The organism is Mesorhizobium cantuariense, assembly GCF_042647205.1.
GTDB classification, from domain to species: Bacteria; Pseudomonadota; Alphaproteobacteria; order Rhizobiales; family Rhizobiaceae; genus Mesorhizobium; species Mesorhizobium cantuariense.
Window position 1 is genome coordinate 5,926,849 of record NZ_JBHRVD010000001.1, and the last position, 20,303, is coordinate 5,947,151.

The 20,303-nt window shown below is 62.5% G+C and carries 17 protein-coding genes, 1 tRNA gene and 3 pseudogenes; 12 read left to right on the forward strand and 9 right to left on the reverse strand.

What is annotated here, in order from left to right; genetic code table 11:
* Positions 1–8: 8 nt before the first annotated feature.
* Positions 9–1,562, reverse strand: coding sequence for an acetolactate synthase large subunit (locus ACFOJ9_RS28905; protein WP_378983942.1), 1,554 nt, complete (start codon positions 1,560–1,562; stop codon positions 9–11).
* A 119-nt stretch (positions 1,563–1,681) separates the two neighbouring features.
* Complete coding sequence (locus ACFOJ9_RS28910; RefSeq protein ID WP_378983945.1) at positions 1,682–2,488, reverse strand: alpha/beta hydrolase; 807 nt, start codon at positions 2,486–2,488, stop codon at positions 1,682–1,684.
* Positions 2,489–2,932: 444 nt separating this feature from the next.
* Here ACFOJ9_RS28910 and ACFOJ9_RS28915 point away from each other — a divergent pair, with 444 nt between their 5' ends.
* The 3 genes from ACFOJ9_RS28915 to ACFOJ9_RS28925 are packed head-to-tail and all read left to right on the forward strand — an operon-like array spanning position 2,933 to position 7,758.
* Positions 2,933–4,882 carry a PrkA family serine protein kinase gene (locus tag ACFOJ9_RS28915; protein WP_378983947.1) on the forward strand — a complete coding sequence of 650 codons (1,950 nt, stop codon included), beginning with the start codon at positions 2,933–2,935 and terminating at the stop codon, positions 4,880–4,882.
* An 18-nt stretch (positions 4,883–4,900) separates the two neighbouring features.
* Positions 4,901–6,208, forward strand: a complete 1,308-nt coding sequence (locus ACFOJ9_RS28920) for a YeaH/YhbH family protein (protein WP_378983949.1) — start codon at positions 4,901–4,903, stop codon at positions 6,206–6,208.
* 8 nt (positions 6,209–6,216) lie between these two features.
* Complete coding sequence (locus tag ACFOJ9_RS28925; protein WP_378983951.1) at positions 6,217–7,758, forward strand: SpoVR family protein; 1,542 nt, start codon at positions 6,217–6,219, stop codon at positions 7,756–7,758.
* A 41-nt stretch (positions 7,759–7,799) separates the two neighbouring features.
* On the opposite strand, the gene ACFOJ9_RS28930 is transcribed toward ACFOJ9_RS28925, so the two are convergent.
* Genes ACFOJ9_RS28930 through ACFOJ9_RS28940 form a run of 3 tightly spaced genes read right to left on the reverse strand, consistent with a single transcriptional unit; the run spans position 7,800 to position 10,440 of the window.
* Entirely contained in the window at positions 7,800–8,693 is an 894-nt protein-coding gene (locus ACFOJ9_RS28930) for an HlyC/CorC family transporter (protein WP_378983954.1), read from the reverse strand.
* Entirely contained in the window at positions 8,690–9,832 is a 1,143-nt protein-coding gene (gene aroB, locus ACFOJ9_RS28935; protein WP_378983956.1) for a 3-dehydroquinate synthase, read from the reverse strand. Before aroB ends, ACFOJ9_RS28930 begins: the two co-directional genes overlap by 4 nt.
* Complete coding sequence (locus ACFOJ9_RS28940; protein WP_378983958.1) at positions 9,829–10,440, reverse strand: shikimate kinase; 612 nt, start codon at positions 10,438–10,440, stop codon at positions 9,829–9,831. The genes aroB and ACFOJ9_RS28940 overlap by 4 nt, the downstream gene beginning before the upstream one ends.
* 209 nt (positions 10,441–10,649) lie before the next feature.
* Here ACFOJ9_RS28940 and ACFOJ9_RS28945 point away from each other — a divergent pair, with 209 nt between their 5' ends.
* The 5 genes from ACFOJ9_RS28945 to ACFOJ9_RS28965 all read left to right on the forward strand — a co-directional run bounded on the left by ACFOJ9_RS28945 (position 10,650) and on the right by ACFOJ9_RS28965 (position 14,571).
* Positions 10,650–10,802, forward strand: coding sequence for a histidine kinase (locus tag ACFOJ9_RS28945; RefSeq protein ID WP_136620419.1), 153 nt, complete (start codon positions 10,650–10,652; stop codon positions 10,800–10,802).
* A 17-nt stretch (positions 10,803–10,819) separates the two neighbouring features.
* Complete coding sequence (locus tag ACFOJ9_RS28950) at positions 10,820–11,755, forward strand: site-specific tyrosine recombinase XerD (protein WP_378983960.1); 936 nt, start codon at positions 10,820–10,822, stop codon at positions 11,753–11,755.
* A gap of 99 nt (positions 11,756–11,854) precedes the next feature.
* A complete protein-coding gene (locus ACFOJ9_RS28955) occupies positions 11,855–12,805 on the forward strand; it encodes an acetyl-CoA carboxylase carboxyltransferase subunit alpha (protein ID WP_109671595.1) in 951 nt (316 codons plus the stop codon).
* Positions 12,806–13,020: 215 nt separating this feature from the next.
* On the forward strand, positions 13,021–14,319 hold the full coding sequence (locus ACFOJ9_RS28960; RefSeq protein WP_378983962.1) for a L,D-transpeptidase family protein: 1,299 nt from the start codon (positions 13,021–13,023) through the stop codon (positions 14,317–14,319).
* Between the two features lie 9 nt (positions 14,320–14,328).
* Positions 14,329–14,571, forward strand: coding sequence for a sulfurtransferase TusA family protein (locus ACFOJ9_RS28965; protein ID WP_378983965.1), 243 nt, complete (start codon positions 14,329–14,331; stop codon positions 14,569–14,571).
* Between the two features lie 106 nt (positions 14,572–14,677).
* Here the strand turns inward: ACFOJ9_RS28965 and ACFOJ9_RS28970 are convergent, their stop codons facing one another.
* Together ACFOJ9_RS28970 and ACFOJ9_RS28975 are read right to left on the reverse strand one after the other, a co-directional pair.
* The gene (locus ACFOJ9_RS28970; protein ID WP_378983968.1) at positions 14,678–15,805 is read right to left on the reverse strand and encodes a CobW family GTP-binding protein; all 1,128 of its coding nucleotides are present in this window, start codon (positions 15,803–15,805) and stop codon (positions 14,678–14,680) included.
* Between the two features lie 3 nt (positions 15,806–15,808).
* Positions 15,809–16,972, reverse strand: a complete 1,164-nt coding sequence (locus ACFOJ9_RS28975) for a D-alanyl-D-alanine carboxypeptidase family protein (protein WP_378983970.1) — start codon at positions 16,970–16,972, stop codon at positions 15,809–15,811.
* A 216-nt stretch (positions 16,973–17,188) separates the two neighbouring features.
* Between ACFOJ9_RS28975 and ACFOJ9_RS28980 the strand changes: the two genes are divergently transcribed.
* On the forward strand, positions 17,189–18,352 hold the full coding sequence (locus tag ACFOJ9_RS28980; RefSeq protein WP_378983972.1) for a M20 aminoacylase family protein: 1,164 nt from the start codon (positions 17,189–17,191) through the stop codon (positions 18,350–18,352).
* An 86-nt stretch (positions 18,353–18,438) separates the two neighbouring features.
* Positions 18,439–18,515: transfer RNA gene (locus ACFOJ9_RS28985), tRNA-Arg, on the forward strand.
* 304 nt (positions 18,516–18,819) lie between these two features.
* Here ACFOJ9_RS28985 and ACFOJ9_RS28990 read toward each other — a convergent pair.
* Both ACFOJ9_RS28990 and ACFOJ9_RS28995 read right to left on the reverse strand, forming a co-directional pair.
* Positions 18,820–18,981, reverse strand: a pseudogene (locus ACFOJ9_RS28990) (YaiI/YqxD family protein); the annotation flags it as partial.
* Between the two features lie 64 nt (positions 18,982–19,045).
* Positions 19,046–19,273, reverse strand: a pseudogene (locus tag ACFOJ9_RS28995) (S-(hydroxymethyl)glutathione synthase); the annotation flags it as partial.
* Between ACFOJ9_RS28995 and ACFOJ9_RS29000 the strand changes: the two are divergent.
* A pseudogene (locus ACFOJ9_RS29000) lies at positions 19,268–19,654 on the forward strand (ABC transporter permease); the annotation flags it as partial. The pseudogenes ACFOJ9_RS28995 and ACFOJ9_RS29000 sit on opposite strands and share 6 nt — an antisense overlap.
* The gene (locus ACFOJ9_RS29005; RefSeq protein WP_378983975.1) at positions 19,654–20,280 is read left to right on the forward strand and encodes a hypothetical protein; all 627 of its coding nucleotides are present in this window, start codon (positions 19,654–19,656) and stop codon (positions 20,278–20,280) included. The pseudogene ACFOJ9_RS29000 and the gene ACFOJ9_RS29005, both read left to right, overlap by 1 nt.
* Positions 20,281–20,303 lie beyond the last annotated feature (23 nt).

A 20,303-nucleotide genomic window follows, 5' to 3' on the forward strand; every position in this document is an offset into this window, starting at 1 on the left:
CGCCGCGCTCAGAGCACCGCTTCGATAAGGAACGGTCCGCGCCGCGACAAGGCGCTGTCCAGCAGCGCATCGAAGCGTTCGCATGTATCGGCGCGAGCCGCCTCGACGCCCATCCCTTTGGCCAGCGAGACCCAGTCCAGCGACGGATGGTCGAGGTCGAGCATGCGCCTGGCGTTCTCGCCGATGGCGTTGACACCGACATTCTTCATCTCGCCATGCAGGATCGCGTAGGTTCGGTTGGCAAAGACGATCGTCACCACGTCGAGCTTTTCCCGCGCCTGGGTCCACAATCCCTGCACCGTGTACATGCCGCTGCCGTCGGCCTCCAGATTGATCACCTTGCGCTCCGGACAGGCGATTGCCGCCCCCGTCGCCATCGGAATGCCTCCACCGATCGATCCGCCTGTGCCCATCATGTAGTCGTGCGGCGCGGCAAAGGCCGACAGCGCGAAGAAACGCCGCGCCGAAGTGACCGCCTCGTCGCAGACGATCGCATCCACGGGAAGCTTTCGCGCCACCGACAATGCGATGGCATCTTCCGTCAGCCTTCCGGTGGGCGTTCCCTCGTCGGGGAAAGCGGTTGCGAACACCTGTTGTTGCGTCGGCTTTATGCCAAGTTCGTCGCGAAGCGCCTCCAGCGCTGCATGCAGATCGTCGCCGTGGGCTGCCAGCGCCAGCACCTGGCAACCCTCACGGACAAGCCGTCCCGGTTTTCCCGGATAGGCAAAGAAGGCAACGGGTTCCTTCCCGCCGACCAGGATCAGAACGTCGATATCCCTGAGTACAGCCGTCGCCGCATCGACCGGATAGGGGATGCGGGTCGGCGCGACACGCCCGCGCCCGCGCTGCATCCGCGCGATCAGGACGTCGCTGAACAGACGGACATCGCTGGCCGTCGAGATCTGCCCGGCGATAGCAAGCGCATCGGCTCGTGCGGCCTTCCCGCGAACGACCATGCCGACGCGACCCGGAGCGGCACGGATCGCCGCGGCGATCTTTCGTACGACGTCCATATCGATGGCTGGCGGCGGCGCCAGCCTCACCTTGCCAACCGAGACCGCCCCGACTTCACCCCAGGCGGCATCCGCCGGCAGGATCAGCGTCGCGACACCTGGTGGGGCCAGCGAGGCGCGGAAGGCGGCCTCTGCGGCCGGCGCGATATCCGCCGGTCCTTTGACGCGGCCTACCCAGTTCGACATCGGTGTCGCAAGGCCTTCGATATCGCTGGTGAGCGGAGCATCGAGCGGCAGGTGGTAGGAGGCGTGGTCGCCGACAATGTTGATCATCGGGCTGAGCGCGCGCCGCGCATTGTGCATGTTGGCGAGACCATTGGCCAGGCCGGGACCGGTATGCAGTAGCGTCGCGGCGGGGCGATCGGTCATCCGCGCATAACCGTCGGCGGCACCGGTCACCACCCCCTCGAACAGGCCGAGCACGCAACGCATCTCGGGTTTCCGGTCAAGTGCGGCAACGAAATGCATTTCGGACGTGCCGGGGTTGGCGAAGCAGACCGTCACATCATTGGCCAGAAGCACGTCACACAGGACATCGGCGCCGTTCATGAGATTCTCTCCCGATCGAAGAGAGCAATTGCACCCGCGGGCGCCCGCGCGGCAATATCCCGCCAGTGCTTTTGATCTGATCCAGTCGCGCTGATGCAGCTGCCTCGGGAGGCTCGGGATCAGCCGACCGTCGATTTCAGGAATGCCAGCGCGGCAGCGGTCAGCGCGTCGCCGTCCTCGCCGAAATCGCGATTGATCGACATGTGCGTATAGGCGCTGCCGTCGAACACGGTGACCTTGGTACCGGTGGCGCGCAGGCGCGAGGCAAAGGCCTTCGACTCCTCGCCACGCCCCGAGGCGCGCGAATAGGCAATGAAGGTCGGCGGATGCTTGCGGCCGTCGACATAGCTGGCCGGCGAAAGTGCCGCCCATTGCGAGGGGTCGGAAAACACGCGCGCATAGACCCGCACCATGCCGCCATTTTCGGCAAGCGCTGCAAGATCATAGGCCCTGGTGTCGTCGAGGATGAGCGCAGCTATGCCAGGCAACCCGCCGCGCATGCCGGTCAATGCAATCAAATGGCAGCCGGCTGAATGGCCCATGCCGACCATGCGGTTGGGGTCGCCGCCATGCTGGGCAATGTTGGCGCGCACATAGGCATAGGCTTTTTCGACGTCGCTGGCCTGGGTGGCGACATCGGCCTTAGGCAACAGGCGGTAATCGATGGAGACGAAGCAGAAGCCGTTGGCGAGCAGGAAGGCCGGCTTGGCGTCGACCTGGCTGCGTTTGCCGAACTGCCAGGTGCCGCCATGGACGAAAAAGACGACCGGCATGCCGCTCGCGCCCTCGGGCGCATAGATGTCGAGCTTGGCCGGCCCGTAATCGAAGGTTTTTGGCGCGGGTTGGCGCGGGCGCCGCGCGGCCGATGCTCCCAATGGCAGCATCGCCGCCGCGGAGGCCAGAATGAAGCTTCGTCGATCGATCATCATGGTCTCCCGACCGTGTAGGCCAACAGTGCCCGCAGGCGCCACGAGCGTCCAGTTAAGGATTGGTAATACCCAGAGGTCTGGCTCGGCGATCGATCATCGATCCGAACCTCGAATGGCACTCGAGCTTTTGGGTAGAGGAGGCCGGATCAACCGGCTTCGTCGAACTCGCATCGGGGCGCAACTCTCGCAGCATCAGGCCGCATCAAATGCACTGCCCTTGCAGTTCAGTTCACGAAATCAATATCTGCCCCTTGACGGTCTCATCTGGCCATCACCACCTAAGTATTTGGGCAAGCATTCCAGCCACATGAGTGGTGTCCCCGGGTTTCAATGCCAGATGCTCGCGCTCTCCTTCATGTGAAGGGAACCACAATGCTTTCCAGCAGTTGAATCTATGATGAGCCGTCAGGCACCCAGAACGGCTCCGAGGGCAAGAACATCATGCGAGAGAACCAGTCTGACGTCTTCGATCTGTTTTCGGAAATTTATACGGGCGCGGCGCAGGAGGAGATCAGCCTCCAGCAATATCTCCTTGCCTGCCGAGAAGACAGATCGATGTATGCCTCGGCGCCTGAACGGATGGTCGAGGCGATCGGCGAGCCGAACCTGGTCGACACCAGTAAGGATGAGCGGCTTGGCCGCATTTTCTCCAACCGGACCGTCAAGGTGTACCCCTCCTTTGCAGATTTCTATGGCATGGAGGACACGATCGAGCGCATCGCCGGCTACTTTCGCTATGCCTCCCAGGGGCTCGAGGAGCGCAAGCAGATACTCTATCTCCTAGGCCCGGTCGGTGGCGGCAAATCCTCCCTTGCCGAACGGCTGAAGAAATTGATGGAGCAGCGCCCGATCTACACGCTGAAGGTCGGCAACCAGGTCAGCCCGGTTTTCGAATCGCCACTTGGCCTTTTCCATCCCGATCGCATGGGCGACCTGCTGCAGGATAAATACGGCATTGCCCGGCGCCGGTTGAACGGGCTCATTTCGCCATGGGCGGCCAAGCGCCTCGACGAACTGTCCGGTGATATTTCCAAGTTCAGCGTGGTCAAGCTGATGCCTTCGCGATTGCGCCAGATCGCCATCGCCAAGACCGAGCCCGGCGATGAGAACAATCAGGACGTCTCGGCCCTGGTCGGCAAGGTCGACATCCGGCAATTGGAAAATTTCAGCCAGTCCGATCCGGACGCCTATTCCTTCAGCGGCGGACTGAACCGGACCACCCAGGGCCTGCTTGAATTCGTCGAGATGTTCAAGGCGCCTATCAAGGTCCTGCATCCGCTGCTGACCGCGACCCAGGAGGGCAGCTACAACGGCACCGAGAATTTCGGCGCCTTTCCCTACCAGGGGATCATCGTGGCCCATTCCAACGAATCGGAATGGCAGCAGTTCAAGAACAACAAGAACAATGAGGCCTTTCTCGACCGCATCCTCGTGGTCAAGGTGCCCTATTGTCTGCGGATCACCGAAGAGAGGCAGATTTACGAGAAGCTGCTGCGGGAGAGCGAATTGGCCGCCAGCCCCTGCGCCCCCGAGGTGCTGGACATTCTCAGCCGGTTCACCGTCTCGACCCGCCTTGCCGAGCATGACAATTCGCCACTCTACACCAAGATGCGCGCCTATGACGGCGAAAACCTGAAGGACGTCGACCCCAGGGCGAAGTCGGTTCAGGAATATCGCGACGCCGCCGGCGTCGCCGAAGGCATGACCGGCGTCAGCACACGCTTCGCCTTCAAGATCCTGTCGCAGACATTCAACTACGATACGAAGGAGGTGGCTGCCGATCCTGTGCATCTGATGTACATCCTGGAAGAGGCGATCAAGCGCGAGCAGTTTCCAAAGGAGACGGAAGCTGCCTACCTCGAGTTCATCAAGTCGGAACTGGCAACGCGCTATGCCGAGTTCATCGGCCACGAAATCCAGAAGGCCTATCTGGAATCATACAGCGAGTATGGCCAGAACCTCTTCGACCGTTACATCGCCTATGCCGATGCCTGGATCGAGGATCAGGACTACAAGGATCCCGATACCGGCCAGGTTCTCAATCGCGAGGTATTGGATAAGGAATTGTCGCAGGTCGAAAAACCGGCCGGCATCGCCAATCCCAAGGATTTCCGCAACGAGGTGGTGAAGTTCACCTTGCGCGCGCGCGCAAGAAACCACGAGCGCAACCCGTCATGGACGAGTTATGAAAAGCTGCGTGAAGTCATCGAGAAGCGGATGTTCGGACAGGTCGAGGATCTCTTGCCGGTGATCAGCTTCGGTTCCAAGCAGGACAGCGTCACGGAAAAACGTCACAATGAATTCGTGCAGCGGATGGTCGAGCGCGGCTACACCCAGCGGCAGGTGCGTCGCCTTGTGGACTGGTACATGCGAGTGAACAAGGCGGGCTGAGAGAGCCCGGATGGTTTCATGCCGATCTTCATCGACCGTCGCCTGAATCCAAAGGACAAGAGCCTCGGCAATCGCCAGCGCTTTCTCAGGCGTGCGCGCGAGGAACTGAAGCGGAGTATACGCGATCAGATCCGCACCGGCAGGATCGCCGACGTGGATGCCGAGCACGCCGTGCCCATGCCCGAAAGAGGCACGGGCGAGCCGAGCTTCAACAACGCCTGGAACAGCGGCAGGCGCCAGCACATCCTGCCAGGCAACAAGCATTTCTCCCCTGGAGACCTGATCCCCAAGCCCGGCGGAGGCGCGGGAGCGTCGTCCCCGGGAAACACGGCATCTGAGGACGATTTTCGTTTCGTGCTGTCACGCGAAGAGGTGCTCGATCTTTTCTTCGAGGATCTCGAACTCCCAGACATGGTCAAGCTCAACCTCAAGGAGATCCTTGCCTTCAAGCCGCGCCGGGCTGGCTTCGCCGCTACCGGTTCACCGACCAACATCAATGTTGGGCGCACGATGCGCAACAGCCACGGCCGCCGCATTGCGCTGAGGCGCCCTAAGCAGGAGGAGTTGGACGCGATCCTCCAGGAAATCGCCACGCTTGAGTTGGTGCCATCCAGCGCAGCGGCGCGCCAGCGCATTGCGGCGTTGCGCGAAGAGCTGGACCGGCTGGAGCGGCGGCGCAGGCGAATTGCCTATGTCGATCCGGTCGACATCCGATTCAACCGCTTCGATCTCCGACCTGTGCCGAACGCCAATGCCGTCATGTTCTGTCTGATGGACGTATCCGGCTCGATGGGTGAGCGCGAAAAGGATCTGGCCAAGCGCTTCTTCGTGCTGCTGCACCTGTTCTTGAAACGGCGCTACGCCCGCATCGAGATCGTCTTCATCCGCCACACGCACCTGGCCCAAGAGGTCGATGAGGAAACATTTTTCTACAACACGCAAAGCGGCGGCACTGTCGTTTCCACCGCGCTGGAGGAAATGCACCGCATTATTGACGAACGTTACCCTGCCCACGAATGGAACATCTACGCCGCCCAGGCCTCGGACGGCGACAATTTCGCCGGCGATTCCGAGCGATGCATAACATTGCTCAACGGCAAGCTCATGCGGCTGTGCCAGTATTTTGCCTATGTCGAGATCATCGACGAGCGTGAAGCCCATATCTTCGGCACGACCGAAAACGGCACATCGCTATGGCGTGCCTATAGCAAAATCGACCTGAGATGGCCGAACTTCCAGATGAGCCGCATCGCCACGCCCGCTGATATCTATCCGGTCTTTCGCCAGCTCTTCGGCAGACAGCCGGCTCTCGTTAAGAGAGCGTGAGGGGTCCGATGGCCAGACAAGCCAGCAAATCCAGCCTGCTTTTTTCAGGGTCCGACTGGGATTTTAAAACATTGTCGCGGGCCTATGACGCGATCGAGGCAATCGCGGTCGAAGAGCTTCATCTGGATACCTACCCCGTGCAGATGGAGATCATCTCCTCACAACAGATGCTCGACGCCTATTCATCCATCGGCATGCCACTGATGTACCGTCACTGGTCTTTCGGCAAACATTTCCTCCACCAGGATCTGCTCTATCGCAAAGGCGGGCGAGGGCTTGCCTATGAACTGGTCATCAATTCCAATCCCTGCATCGTCTATCTGATGGAGGAAAACACCATGGCCCTGCAGGCCTTGGTAACGGCCCATGCCGCGCTCGGGCACAACCATTTCTTCAAGAACAATCAGCTGTTCAAACAGTGGACGGATGCTGGGGCGATCCTCGGCTACCTGGACTTCGCCAAGGGCTACATTGTCCGTTGCGAGGAGCGGCACGGCCTCGCCGCCGTCGAGGCTGTTCTCGATTCCGCCCACGCGCTGATGGAGCAGGGCGTGTTCCGCTACCACCGGCCGCCCAAGCTGTCGTCGGAACGGCAGCGCGAAGGGCTTCGCGAGCGTCTCGAATACGAGGAGCGCTCCTACAATGATTTGTGGCGTACGCTGCCGCCTTCGCAGCAAGGGGCCAGCAACAAGGGACAAGACCCGGAGCGGAAGAAATCGCTCAACCTGCCCGAGGAAAACCTGCTCTATTTCCTGGAAAAGAACAGCCTGGTCCTGGAGCCTTGGCAGCGTGAGATCATCAGGATCGTTCGTGTCATAGCACAATATTTTTATCCGCAGCGGCAGACACAGGTGATGAACGAGGGCTGCGCCACTTTCGTCCACTATACGCTGATGAACATGCTGTTCGACCGCGGCCAGATCAGCGAAGGCGCCATGCTCGAAATTCTGCGCAATCATTCCAACGTGGTCTTCCAGCCGGCCTTCGACGATCCGCGCTTTTCCGGCATCAACCCCTATGCTCTCGGCCTCGATATGATGCAGGACATTCAGCGCATCTCGACCGAGCCGACGGCCGAGGACCGGGACTGGTTTCCCGACATAGCCGGCCACGGCAACTGGCGCGAGGTCCTGCTCGACGCCTGGGCGGACCACCGCGACGAGTCCTTTATCCGCCAGTACCTCAGTCCGGCCTTGATCCGGAAATGGCGGTTCTTTGTGCTCGGCGACGCTGCCGACCAACCGCATTGCCAGGTCGCCTCGATCCACAACGAACGCGGCTATGAGAAGATACGCGCCGCGCTCGCTAACAGTTATGATCTCGGCGCGAACCGGCCGGACATTCAGGTGATGGATGTCGATCTGCTCGGCGACCGCCATTTGCGACTGCAGCACAAGGTCAATGACGGCATCCTTCTCGAGGATGCCAGCCGCGACGCCACGCTTCGTCACATCCGCAGGCTTTGGGGTTATGATGTCAGCTTGGCGGCCGTAGACGCCGAGACGGGGGCGACGATCCACGAACGCTCGACCAGCCAGATCGCGGAATGAGGCTCCGCGGTTGCGCTGGTTATGGTGGCTCTCGACGCGCTTCAAGCGTCGCCGGCTGGCCTGATCCTCAGCCTGGCGATCCGGTTCTTGTCGCGCTTCATGACGACGAAGCGCTTGCCGTGGAAGGTGAAGGCCTGCTTCTCCTCAGGGATCGACTGCGTCTCGTGGATGACGAGGCCGGCAATGGTGGTGGCCTCCTCGTCCGGCAGGTTCCAGTCAAGCGCCCGGTTGAGGTCGCGGATCGGCACCGTGCCGTCGACGACGACGGAGCCGTCGGCCTCCTGCTTGACGCCCTGGATGTCGACATCATGCTCGTCGGCGATCTCGCCGACGATCTCCTCGATGATGTCCTCCAGCGTCACCAGCCCTTCGACCTCGCCATATTCGTCGACGACAACGGCGAAATGCGCCTTGCGGCGCAGGAAGGCATTGAGCTGTTCCTGCAAGGTCGTGGTGTCGGGCACAAACCATGGCTTCGAGGCGATCTTCATCACATCGATCCTGGAGAAGTCGTTGCCGACTTCGTTGAGCGCACGCAGCAGATCCTTAGCATGCAGCACGCCGACGATGTTGTCGAGCGAGCCCTTCCACAGCGGCATGCGGGTGTGCGGGCTCTGCAGGATCTCGCGCACTACGGCTTCCGGCGCGTTGTCGGCGTTGACCGAGCGCATGTTGGTGCGGTGAACCATGATATCGGAGACTTCGAGCTCGGCGAGATCGAACAGACCACCGACGCGGTCGCGATCCTCGCGCACCACCTGGCCGTCACGGCGGAAATCGTCGACCGCGCCGCGCAATTCGTCCTGGGTCGAGCGCTGCGGCTCGATGCGAGACAGCTCGTAGCCGAACGCGGCAAGCAGGCGCGTGCGCAAGGCAACGGCCAGCAGGACGAGGGCGGCAAGGACAGCGACGACAATCCAGCCGGTCTCGTTCATCTCCGATCGCTTTCCTTCGGGCCTGGATGGTTCTCCCTGAGGAACGACAGCACTTCCGAAGCCGGCACATCCTTGGCGATGAAGGCCTGGCCGATGCCGCGCGTCAGGATGAAGGTCAGCGCGCCGCGCGACACCTTCTTATCCTGGGTGATGAAGGCCAGCAGCGCCTCGGCGTCAGGCAAATCGCCCGGAATGTCGACTATCCGCCAGGGCAGGCCGACGGCTCGCAGATGCGCCTCGACGCGCGCGGCATCGTCGGGGCTGGCCAGGTTGAGCCGCGACGAGAACCGGTACGCCAGCGCCATGCCGATGGCGACGCCTTCGCCATGGACGAGGCGGGCTCCGTCATACTGCGTGGCGGCTTCGAGTGCGTGGCCGAACGTGTGGCCGAGATTGAGCAGCGCGCGGTCGCCGGTCTCGAACTCGTCGCGGGCAACCACGTCGGCCTTGGCGCGGCAGGCTTCGGCAATCGCCCGCACCCTCTCCGGCCCGCCGGCAAACACCTTCGCCCAGTTCTCTTCCAGCCAAGCGAAAAACTCCGGCCGGTCGATGAGCCCATATTTGGCAAGCTCGGCATAGCCGGCACGGAATTCGCGGATCGGCAGCGTGTCGAGCACTCCGGTGTCGGCCAGCACCAGCTTCGGCTGATGGAAGACGCCGACGAGGTTCTTGCCGCGCGCACTGTTGATGCCGGTCTTGCCGCCGACCGAGGAATCGACCTGCGCCAGCAGCGAGGTCGGGACCTGCACGAAATTCATGCCGCGGCGCACGATGCCGGCTGCAAAGCCGGCAAGGTCGCCGATGACGCCGCCGCCGAAGGCGATAACGATGTCGCCGCGCTCCAGCCTGGCGGCCAGCACACCGTCGACCACCTCTTCGAGATGGGCAAAGCTCTTGGTCTTCTCGCCCGGCGGCAGCGTGATGATGGCGGGCTGGATACCGCTCGTTTCGAGGCCGGCCTTCAGCTCATCGAGATGCGCTGCCGCGACGTTGGCGTCGGTGATGACCGCGGCGCGTGTGCCCGGCAGCCGGCGCGAAATCTCCGCGCCGGCGCGCGACAGCAGGCCGGAGCCGATCAGAATGTCGTAGGTCCGGTCGCCAAGCCCGACTTCGACGGTGACTGGCTGATCCCCGCTCACGATTCCACCTCGCCTGTCGCGGCAGTCTCATCGATGCCGAAATGCCGGCATAGCGCGTCCACCACCTCGGTGGCGATGACCTCCTTGCGGTCATCGCGGGTCGGCACGGTGACATCAGATGTCGCGTAGACCGGATAACGCTCGCTCATCAGCCGCTCCAGCACGGCGCGGGGGTCAGCGCTTTTCAGGAGCGGCCGGTTCTGCTTCTTGGAGACGCGGTCCATCAAAAGGTCGAGTTCGGCCTTCAGCCACACCGACACGCCGTGGGCAGCGATCGCCTCGCGCGTCTGCGCGTTCATGAAGGCGCCGCCGCCGGTCGACAGCACTTGTGGGCCGTTTTCCAGCACGCGCAGGATGACGCGCTGCTCCAGTGCTCTGAATTCCGTCTCGCCATAGCGCTCGAACAGCTCCGGAACGGTCATGCGCGAGACGCTTTCAATCTCCTGGTCGCTGTCGATGAAGGGCAGCGCCAGCATCGTTGCCACCTTGCGGCCGATCGCGGTCTTGCCGGCGCCCATCAGCCCGACAAAGACGACGGAACGGCTGCCCAGCCGGCCAAGCAGCGCGGCATGGGTCTCGTCTGGAGGATTTGCTGGCAGCGCGTTCATCTGGTGTTTCGAGGGCCCTCTTTGCCGGCGTATCGACATGAAAAGCCCGTTTGCGTCAAGCGTGCCAGCAGCTTGAACCCGATATGGACTGGCAGGGTCCGCATCAGAAGTTGCTAACAGGCCTCAGCTTCTTCCTTGAATTGGCCGGATTGGCGTCCCATAAGGGGACAGGGTTTGGAAACGCAGAACAAGAAGACGGGCGAAAATTGATGCCGACACTGTTTCGCTTTGTCGTGATAACAGCGATTCTGGCTGGCATTGCCTATGGTACGATGTTCGCACTGGTGATGTTCGTCGAGCCCAAGAAGGGGGAAATGAGCGTGCGCATCCCTCCGGAAAAGCTCAATCCCAAGAAAAGTTGAATGACAAGACAAGCTGAATGAACAGCGCCGCCCGCATCGAAGCCTTCCTGGAAATGATGAGCGCCGAGCGGGGTGCGGCCGAAAACACGCTTTCCTCCTACCGCCGTGACCTCGAGGACGCTTCGGACGCGATCGATGGCGGACTAGCCGGCGCGGCCGCCGCCGATATCCGCGCCTATCTCGACGACATCGCCGCGCGCGGCTTTGCCGCCACGTCGCAGGCGCGCAAACTGTCGGCGATCCGCCAGTTCTTCAAATTCCTCTACGCCGAGGGTCTGCGCGGCGATGACCCGACCGGCACACTGGACAGCCCGAAAAAGGGCCGTCCGCTGCCCAAGACGATGAGCGAGGCCGACACCGGCCGGCTGATCGACCGCGCAGCACTTGAGGCCGGCGATCCCAGGCTCGGCAACGATGCCGCGCTCGGCACCACTGAGTGGCTGGCCTCACTGCGCCTGCATGCGCTGGTCGAGGTGCTCTATGCCACCGGCCTGCGCGTTTCCGAGCTGGTCGGCCTGCCGGTGACGGTGGCGCAACGCGATGACCGCTTCTTCATGGTGCGCGGCAAGGGCGACAAGGAGCGCATGGTGCCGCTCTCGGCCAAGGCGCGCACGGCGATGAAGAGTTGGCTTGCCGCCCGCGCCAAGGTACCCGCCTTTGCCGACAGTCCGTTCCTGTTTCCGGCCGCATCCGACAGCGGCTATCTCTCGCGCCAGGTCTTCGCTCGCGACCTGAAGGGGCTGGCGGCGAGGGCCGGCATCGCCTCGGCCAAAATCTCGCCGCATGTGCTGCGCCATGCTTTCGCCAGCCATCTCCTGCAGAACGGCGCCGATCTCAGGGCCGTGCAGCAGTTGCTCGGCCATGCCGACATATCGACGACACAGATTTACACCCATGTGCTGGAAGAGCGGCTGGTGCGGTTGGTCAACGATCATCATCCGCTTGCCGACTAGGCCTCATATCGCTATGTGAGGACGACGTTTCACCGCCCGGAACCATGTATTCAAGGGTTCCGTCAGCCATTGCCTTCCGACGTATCGGTCCGCTCACGCATGTACAATTACCTCGATTTCGAAAAGCCGGTGCAGGACCTCGAGGGCAAGATCCTTGAGCTGAAGAAGCTTGCCGAGAATGGCGAGGCGGTCGATGTCGGCGACGAGATCAGCCGTCTCGAGAAGCGCTCCCGCGACGCGCTGCGCGACGCCTACAAGGCGCTGACGCCGTGGCAGAAGGTGCAGGTGGCGCGCCATCCCGACAGACCGCATTGCGTCGATTACATCAAGGGCCTGTTCAACGATTTCACGCCACTGGCCGGCGACCGCAATTACGGCGAGGACCAGGCGATCGTCGGCGGTTTCGCCCGCTTCCGCGGCGAGCCCGTTGCCATCATCGGCCAGGAAAAGGGTTCCGACACGACCAGCCGTCTGAAGCACAATTTCGGCTCGGTGCGGCCCGAAGGCTACCGCAAGGCGGTGCGGCTGATGGAACTCGCCGACCGCTTCAAGATCCCGCTGCTGACGCTGGTCGACACCGCCGGCGCCTATCCCGGCGTCGGCGCCGAGGAGCGCGGCCAGGCCGAAGCCATTGCGCGCTCAACTTCGGCCTGCCTTGGCCTGAAAGTGCCGTCGATCTCGGTCGTCATCGGCGAAGGCGGCTCGGGCGGCGCCATCGCCATCGCCACCGCCAACCGAGTCTACATGCTCGAACATGCCATCTATTCGGTGATTTCGCCGGAGGGCGCGGCCTCGATCCTGTGGCGCGACACGACGCGGTCGAAGGACGCGGCGACCAACATGAAGATCACCGCGCAGGATCTTCTGGAGCTGAAGATCATCGACGCCATCATTCCCGAGCCGCTCGGCGGCGCGCATCGTGGCGCCGAAACCGTGATTGCCGCGACCGGCGACCTCATCGCCAGGACGATGAAGGAATTTGCCGGCGCCAACACCGACTTCCGCGAGCAGCGCCGCGAGAAATACCTGGCTATGGGCCGCAGCCTCTGACCGCAGGCAGCCTTGCCCGCCACAATGTGGCGGCTCGGAGCATTTTTGCCACAAAAATGCCGCTGCATTCGGCTCAATGGGACTGCCGTGAGGGGACGCGTCGACACTTGCGGTAAGGAATTTTCAAGGTTAACGGGCTTAGGGTCCGTCCAGGTTCAGTGCAGTAGCCGTGGCGTGAACCGCCCTGGCGCCAGAGAAAAGACGAATCCGTAGCCATGTTTGTCAAGCTTGCCCGCACCGGACTTCTGATCGCCGCCCTCGGCGTTGCCGGCTGCAACAATTCGTCGATGAAGGATTTCGCGCCGGAGGCCAACAAGCCGCTGCCCGACAAGATCCTCGCCGACATGAGGGCCAAGGGCATGGTTCGCACCTCGTCGGTGATGGCCCGCATCTTCAAGGAAGAGGGCAAGCTCGAGATCTGGAAGGCCAAGACCAACGGCCGCTACGACATGGTGGCGAGCTACGACATCTGCAAATGGTCGGGCAAGCTCGGACCGAAATACACCGAAGGCGACCGCCAGGCGCCGGAAGGCTTCTACACGGTGCGCCCGGCGCAGATGAACCCGCGCTCGAACTACCATCTGTCGTTCAACATCGGCTATCCCAATGCCTATGACCGCGCCAATGGCCGCACCGGCTCCAATTTGATGGTGCACGGCGCCTGTTCGTCGTCTGGCTGCTATTCGATGACCGATGCGCAGATCGAGCAGATCTATGCCTTCGGCCGCGACGCCTTCCAGGGCGGCCAGACCGAATTCCAGATCCAGGCGTTTCCGTTCCGCATGACCGCCGCCAACATGGCGCGTTATCGCAGCGACCCGAACTACGACTTCTGGAAGATGCTGAAGATCGGCTACGACAATTTCGAGATCACCAAGGTTCCGCCGAAGGTCGACGTCTGCGAGAAGCGCTATGTCTTCAACCAGGTTGCCGCCGACGGCGAGACATTCGATCCGGCCGGCGCCTGCCCGGCGACGACACAGCCTGATTCGCTGAAGAGCGCCTACAATTCCTACATGAGCACCTACGACGCGGCGTTCAGCGGTGCGGTCAAGGCCAGCGTGCCGGCGCCCAAGCCGACCATCGCCGGCATCAAGGAAGCCAGCATCGTCTCCGACTGGTCCAAGCGCCGCGCCCGCGGCGAGCGCGTGCCGATCGATCCGCCGTCGCTCAACAACGACGGCTCGGTGACCGAGACGGCGCGCATGGGCCGCATCGATTCGCCGGCCGGCCGCAAGATGGCCGCCCTCGACGCCGAAAAGGCGGCCAAGCAGAAGGCCGAGGAGCAGAGGCTGGCTGCCATAGAGGCCGCCAAGCAAGCCAAGGAAGCCGCCAAGGCTCAGGCTTTGGCTGAAAAGGAGGCCGAGAAGGCCGCCAAGGAAGCCCCTGTCGCCACCGCGACCATCGCGGCCCCTTCCGAAGCCACGCCAGTGGCCGAAACGCAAGCGGCGAGTGCCGACGAAAGCCGGGTGACGAAGCTGAAGAACAAGCTGCTTGGCATGTTCGGCGGTTGATTTTCACCCGTGGCTGACCGCGCCGCTGTCTATGACCTCAAGGGACTGAACTGTCCCTTGCCCGTGCTCAAGGCTAAGAAGCGCCTGGCCGGGATGCAGCCAGGCAGCCGGCTGTGGCTCGAGACCACCGACCCGCTCGCCGTCATCGATATTCCGGCATTCTGCTCTGACAGTGGCCACCAGTTGATTGAAACGGCGGCGGTCTCCGGCGGCCACCGCTTCCTGGTCGAGCGCGGCGAACAGCAATCGTAGTGCATGCCGCCCAAAAGTGGGTCCGGTTTTGGGACAACGACATGCATAAAAACAAAGACCTAAAGCGCGTCGCATGAATCCGTTTGGCCGCGACGCGCTTTAGAGTTTACCGTCCGGCAATCGCCAGCGGGTTGTTTTCCAGCGCCGCGCGGTCGGGCGTGTCGATCGCCGGCCGGTTGGTGAAGGCGGCGAACAGCCTGCGGATATAGTCTTCCGGCATGTCGAGCGTGATCAGCACCAGCCGCGTGCCGCGCTGGCCGTCCGGCCAGGACGGCAGTTGCACCGGCGGGTGCAGGATCTTCTGCACGCCATGGATCACCAGCGGCCGCGACGGGTCTTCCCTGAGCTCGATGACGCCCTTCATCCGCAGCAGGCGCTCGCCATGTGTCGAACGCAGCAGGTCGAGAAACATCTCGATGGCTGAAAACGGCACCGGCTCGTCATGGACCAGCGAATAGGAACGCACGCGCGAATCGTGGCGATGGCCGTGGTCATGGCCATGTTCGTGATCATGCCCATCTTGATGATCATGGTCATGATGGTGGTGGTCGTGATCATGCGCCGCTTCCTCGCCAAGCCAGCGCCGCACATCGGCGGATTTGGTGGCGGGATTGTAGAGGCCGCAGTCAAACAGCGCCGCCACGCCTGTCCCCGTGTCGGCGGCATCGAGCACCTCGGCCCGTGGATTGATCTGCCGCAAGCGCGCCCGCAGCGTTTCGAGGTCGCCGGGGTCGGTGGCCAGATCGGCTTTGCTGAGCACGATGCGGTCGGCGACGGCGGCCTGCTTGACCGCCTCGACATGGGCGTCGAGCGTGGCATTGCCATTGACGGCATCGACCAAAGTGATGACGCCGTCGAGCCGGAAGGCCTGGACAAGTGCGGGATGCGCCATGATCGACTGCAGCACCGGCGCCGGGTCGGCAAGGCCGGTGGTCTCGACGATGACGCGGGCTAGACGGGCGATGCGGCCGGTCTGCAGCCGGTCGACCAGGTCGGCCAGCGTGTCGACCAGTTCGCCGCGCACCGTGCAGCACAGGCAGCCATCGGAAAGCTGGATGATGCCGTCGGAAGACTGCTCAACCAGCAGATGATCGATCGCCACCTCGCCGAACTCGTTGATGATGACTGCGGTGTCGGCCAGTGCCGGATCCTTGAGTAGCCGGTTGAGCAGCGTCGTCTTGCCGGCGCCGAGGAAACCGGTCAGCACCGAGACGGGGATCGGGAAGCCGCTCATCGGTTAGTTTGCAACCTTGACCGGCTGATCGCCCTGCGCGGCGGATCCGGCAATCTTTGGACCCGTGCCGGCGGGTGCCGGTCTGTCGGGCCGCCAGCTCGGGATCGGCACGTCGGCGTATTCCTGCGCACCCTGGTCGAGGATAGCCTTCGGCGCCGGACCGGTGGCACCGCCGAGGCCGACGGCAACCAGCGTCGGCACATGGTCGAGCTTTTCCTGATAGGGCGATTTCGGCACATCCTTGGCGGCAACCGGTGGCGCTTCGGACTGCTCCGCCGGCGCCTTCTTCTTGCAGACCTCGTCATGCATGTCGTTTGGCGAGACCGTGTCGCCATAGGGTGCCAGCGTGGTAACGGTGGTCGAACCGGCGGCAGGCGTGTCAAAACCCTGGTCGAGCAGTTTCGCGGCGGTCTCGGCACGGGTGACTGCCGATTTCTCGCCAAGCACCACCGCCACCAGCGTGCGCCCGTTGCGGGTCGCCGAACCGATCATGTTGAAGCCCGAGGGGCAGACAAAGCCGGTCTTCATGCCATCGGCGCCGGGATACCGGCCGATCAGCAGATTGTAGTTGGGAATAGCCTTCTTGCCGACGGCAAGGCCTTCGATCGAGAACCATGGCACATATTGCGGAAACTCACGCCGGATCGCCATCACCAAAACGGCGAGGTCGCGCGCCGTCGTGTACTGGTCCGGCGAATAGAGCCCGTTCGGATTGACGAAATGCGTGCCGTTCATGCCGAGCCGGGTCGCCTCTGCATTCATCCGTTCGGCAAAGGCTGCCTGCGAACCGCCGACATTTTCGCCGACGGCCATGGCGATGTCGTTGGCCGACTTGACCAGCATCATCTTCAGTGCGTTGTCGAGCCGCATCACCGAACCAGGCTTGAAGCCCATCTTGCTCGGCGGTTCGCCGGCCGAATGCTTGGTCACCTTGATCGGCGAATCGAGCTGAACCTCGCCGGCGGCGATCGCCCGAAAGGTCACATAAGCGGTCATCAGCTTGCTCAGCGACGCCGGATACCAGCGCTTGAACGCATCCTGATGCTGCAGGATCTTGCCGCTGCTGAGGTCGAACACAACCACCGGATTGGCCAGCGCCGGCCCGGCCAGGACCGACAGCGCGATTGTGCCTGCCGAGAATAGTTTGAGGAAATGCCTATGCCGCATGATCAAATCCGAAATCGCCTCTTGCCGTAGTCGCCCCTGGCTCCGTAAGATTTCGTTACGCGATCGCCAGCATGATAGGTCCGACCCTCAAAAACCGGACCGCATCGATGCGGTGCTATTTACCCTATGTGACGCCAAGATGGCAAAGTGCCTGGCGATCACAATTAGAAGGCAGCGGACAACACCCGCCTGTCCCAACAGCGAGATGGAACCATCATGCCAATCCTGAACCGTGCCGCCGAAATGCAGGACGAAGTTGCCGGCTGGCGCCAGCATCTGCACCAGACGCCAGAATTGAACTTCGACGTCTTCAAGACCGCCGCCTTCGTCACCGAAAAACTGAAGGCCTTCGGTTGCGACGACGTGGTGACCGGTCTTGGCAAGACCGGCGTGGTTGGCATCATCCGCGGCCGCCAGGGCGAGGGCCCCACCATCGGCCTGCGCGCCGACATGGACGCGCTGCCGCTCAACGAGATCACCGGCAAGCCCTACGCGTCGACCATTCCCGGCAAGATGCATGCCTGCGGCCATGACGGCCACACGGCGATGTTGCTAGGCGCCGCCAAATATCTCGCCGAGACGCGCAACTTCACCGGCTCCGTGGCGGTGATCTTCCAGCCGGCTGAGGAAGGTGGCGGCGGCGGCAACGAGATGGTCAAGGACGGCATGATGGACCGTTTCGACATCTCCAAAGTGTTCGGCATGCACAACATGCCGGGCCTGCCTGTCGGCCAGTTCGCCATCCGCCCGGGCCCGATCATGGCGGCAACCGCCGAGTTCACCATCACCGTGCGCGGCAAGGGCGGCCATGCGGCCATGCCGCACGGAACGATCGACCCGATCGTCATCGCCAGCCAGTTGGTCGGCGCCTTGCAGACCATCGCCTCGCGCAGCACCGACCCGGTCGAGGCCGTGGTGGTGTCGGTGACCAAATTCCACGCCGGCGACGCCTACAACATCATCCCGGAAACCGCCGAAATTGCCGGCACGGTGCGCACCTTGCGCAAGGAAATCGCCAAGAAGTCGGAAGAGCGCATCCGCACCATCTGCGAAGGACTGGCGACCGCGTTCGGTGCCAGGATCGAGGTTGACTACCAGGCAAACTACCCCGTGACCTTCAACCACGCGGAAGAGACGGTGTTTGCCAGCGATGTCGCGGCTGGTGTCGCCGGCGACGCGCATGTCCACCGCGGCATCCAGCCGGTGATGGGCGGCGAGGATTTCTCCTATATGCTCGAAGCCCGCCCCGGCGCCTTCATCTTCATCGGCAATGGCGACACCGCCGGCCTCCACAACCCGGCCTACGACTTCAACGATGAGGTCATCCCGCACGGCATGAGCTATTGGGTGAAACTGGCGGAAACGGCGCTGGCGGCCTGATACCATCAGCGCAACGGGCTGGCCGAATTTGCGTTCGGCCGGCCTCTTGGCGAAACGATCCGAAGCGGCTATGTGTCGGGCCGCGTGGTCCCGTAGCTCAGTAGGATAGAGCGGCAGATTCCTAATCTGTAGGTCACAGGTTCGATTCCTGTCGGGATCACCATGCTTTTCAAACACTTAGCGAATTGACGCCGTACTTTTTTGCGAATTTAGTACGGCGAACTTCGTGAATCTTCAGTCGTTGGGGACGTCTGCCCGAAGGACGAAACGACCCAAACCCGCTGCGAAGCGGGGCACTGCGATGCCCAAATTGGGGTAGGTTGTCGGCATTGCCAATCACCCTTGCCCGTTTTTCGACGCACCGAGACTAGGGACGGCAGCCGCTACCGTCCCTCAGCGTCGACGTTTCCTAGAGCAATTCCAGGAAAAGTGTGAAACGGTTTTCCCGGGAAAAGCGCATAGCGCTTTCCCTTGGACACCACGACATTGCGAATCATCGGATCGCGCGAAGGCCGCAGGCCACCGTTGGAGACGTAGGTGACGACGACGCCATGGCGCTCAGCGACCTTTTCCACCTCGGCCTTGACCGGGCAGGCATCGGCATCGACGAGAATGGCGGGTGAGGGCATTGCTGGTTCCAATGAGCTGGGCCGGGCGATTTCGTCCGACCCATGGGTACAATCCTACCGGTTGCTAAGCCGGCAGAGCGCCGGACTTCTTCGCGGTCCAGGTGGCGATATAGTCCATCAGGCCGGGATTGAGGCAGTCATAGGGCTCCAGCCCGATTGTCTTCAGCTGCGCGCGGATGCCGTCCATGCGCTTTGGATCGACACCGGACTCGATGATCGACGAGACAAAGGCGGTGAAGCCCGGCGGCGACCAGCCATCCTCCTCGAAGCGCTCGGGATGGATGAAGGACATCTGACGGTGCTGCCGGCGCTGTTCCTGTCGGGCATGATGCTGTGCGCGCTCGGCATGCTTTTGTCTTCGATGATCAAGCAGCTCGAAAACTTCGCCGGCATCATGAACTTCGTCATTTTTCCCGGCTATTTCGCGTCTCCGGCACTCTATCCCTTGTGGCGCATCCAGGAGGCGAGCCCGCTGCTCTACAAGATATGCCTCGCCAATCCGTTCACCTATGCCGTCGAGCTGATACGCTTCGCTTTCTATGGGCAGGTCGATTGGATGTCGCTGGGCATCGTCGCCGGATGCACGCTGCTGTTTCTGGCCGGCGCCATCATCGCCTACGACCCCTCGCGCGGTTTGATGACCCGCAAACAGGACACCGGAGGAAACGCCTGATGGCAGGGATGAGTCTTGTTCGCAGCCTGGCTCTGGTCGCCAGTTTTGCCCCGATCGCGAACGCCAATGCGGCGACCGATCCGGACTGGCCCTGCGCGCAGCGCAAGGTGCCGCAACTTTCACTCGGCCAGGTCTGGAACGGGCCGGATCTGCCGCCATCGGCCAAGGACTGGTCGAAGGATGCCGCCGTCTCCGCCCTGGTCGAGGAAGTGGCGGCACGGCGGGTGCCGATTGCCGACGCCCAGAAGGAGATCAAGGATTTCGCCGCCTCCCTGCCGGCCGGGCAGCTTACGCCGAAAATGGCGATGCTGGTGCAGGGGATGTTCGATCACATGGACGCCGAGCGTTCGCACGTGATTTCGGGCATTTCCCGTTACGCCCACAAGCAACTCGAAATGGCCGCCAAGCTCCGCAAGGAAGCATCCGACGTCGATGCATTGCGCGCCAAGCCGGATGCTGATCCCGACGAGGTGACGCAGCGCACCGATCAGCTGAATTTCGCAACCCGAATTTTCAATGAACGTGTCCAGTCGCTGACCTACGTCTGCGAAGTGCCGACGATAATAGAGCAGCGGCTCTATCAATTGACCAAGACCGCTTCAGAACAGCTCGCTGCCGGGAAATAGGCCTCATTCGATCTTGGCGGCGG

Coding starts and splice junctions, on each gene's coding strand:
- ACFOJ9_RS28975 (WP_378983970.1), bottom strand. CDS start 16,972: ATGCGGCATAGGCATTTCCTCAAACTATTCTCGGCAGGCACAATCGCG.
- ACFOJ9_RS28905 (WP_378983942.1), bottom strand. CDS start 1,562: ATGAACGGCGCCGATGTCCTGTGTGACGTGCTTCTGGCCAATGATGTG.
- ACFOJ9_RS28955 (WP_109671595.1), top strand. CDS start 11,855: ATGTACAATTACCTCGATTTCGAAAAGCCGGTGCAGGACCTCGAGGGC.
- ACFOJ9_RS28920 (WP_378983949.1), top strand. CDS start 4,901: ATGCCGATCTTCATCGACCGTCGCCTGAATCCAAAGGACAAGAGCCTC.
- ACFOJ9_RS28945 (WP_136620419.1), top strand. CDS start 10,650: ATGCCGACACTGTTTCGCTTTGTCGTGATAACAGCGATTCTGGCTGGC.
- ACFOJ9_RS28910 (WP_378983945.1), bottom strand. CDS start 2,488: ATGATCGATCGACGAAGCTTCATTCTGGCCTCCGCGGCGGCGATGCTG.
- ACFOJ9_RS28960 (WP_378983962.1), top strand. CDS start 13,021: ATGTTTGTCAAGCTTGCCCGCACCGGACTTCTGATCGCCGCCCTCGGC.
- ACFOJ9_RS29005 (WP_378983975.1), top strand. CDS start 19,654: ATGGCAGGGATGAGTCTTGTTCGCAGCCTGGCTCTGGTCGCCAGTTTT.
- ACFOJ9_RS28940 (WP_378983958.1), bottom strand. CDS start 10,440: ATGAACGCGCTGCCAGCAAATCCTCCAGACGAGACCCATGCCGCGCTG.
- ACFOJ9_RS28950 (WP_378983960.1), top strand. CDS start 10,820: ATGAACAGCGCCGCCCGCATCGAAGCCTTCCTGGAAATGATGAGCGCC.
- ACFOJ9_RS28930 (WP_378983954.1), bottom strand. CDS start 8,693: ATGAACGAGACCGGCTGGATTGTCGTCGCTGTCCTTGCCGCCCTCGTC.
- ACFOJ9_RS28970 (WP_378983968.1), bottom strand. CDS start 15,805: ATGAGCGGCTTCCCGATCCCCGTCTCGGTGCTGACCGGTTTCCTCGGC.
- ACFOJ9_RS28980 (WP_378983972.1), top strand. CDS start 17,189: ATGCCAATCCTGAACCGTGCCGCCGAAATGCAGGACGAAGTTGCCGGC.
- ACFOJ9_RS28915 (WP_378983947.1), top strand. CDS start 2,933: ATGCGAGAGAACCAGTCTGACGTCTTCGATCTGTTTTCGGAAATTTAT.
- ACFOJ9_RS28925 (WP_378983951.1), top strand. CDS start 6,217: ATGGCCAGACAAGCCAGCAAATCCAGCCTGCTTTTTTCAGGGTCCGAC.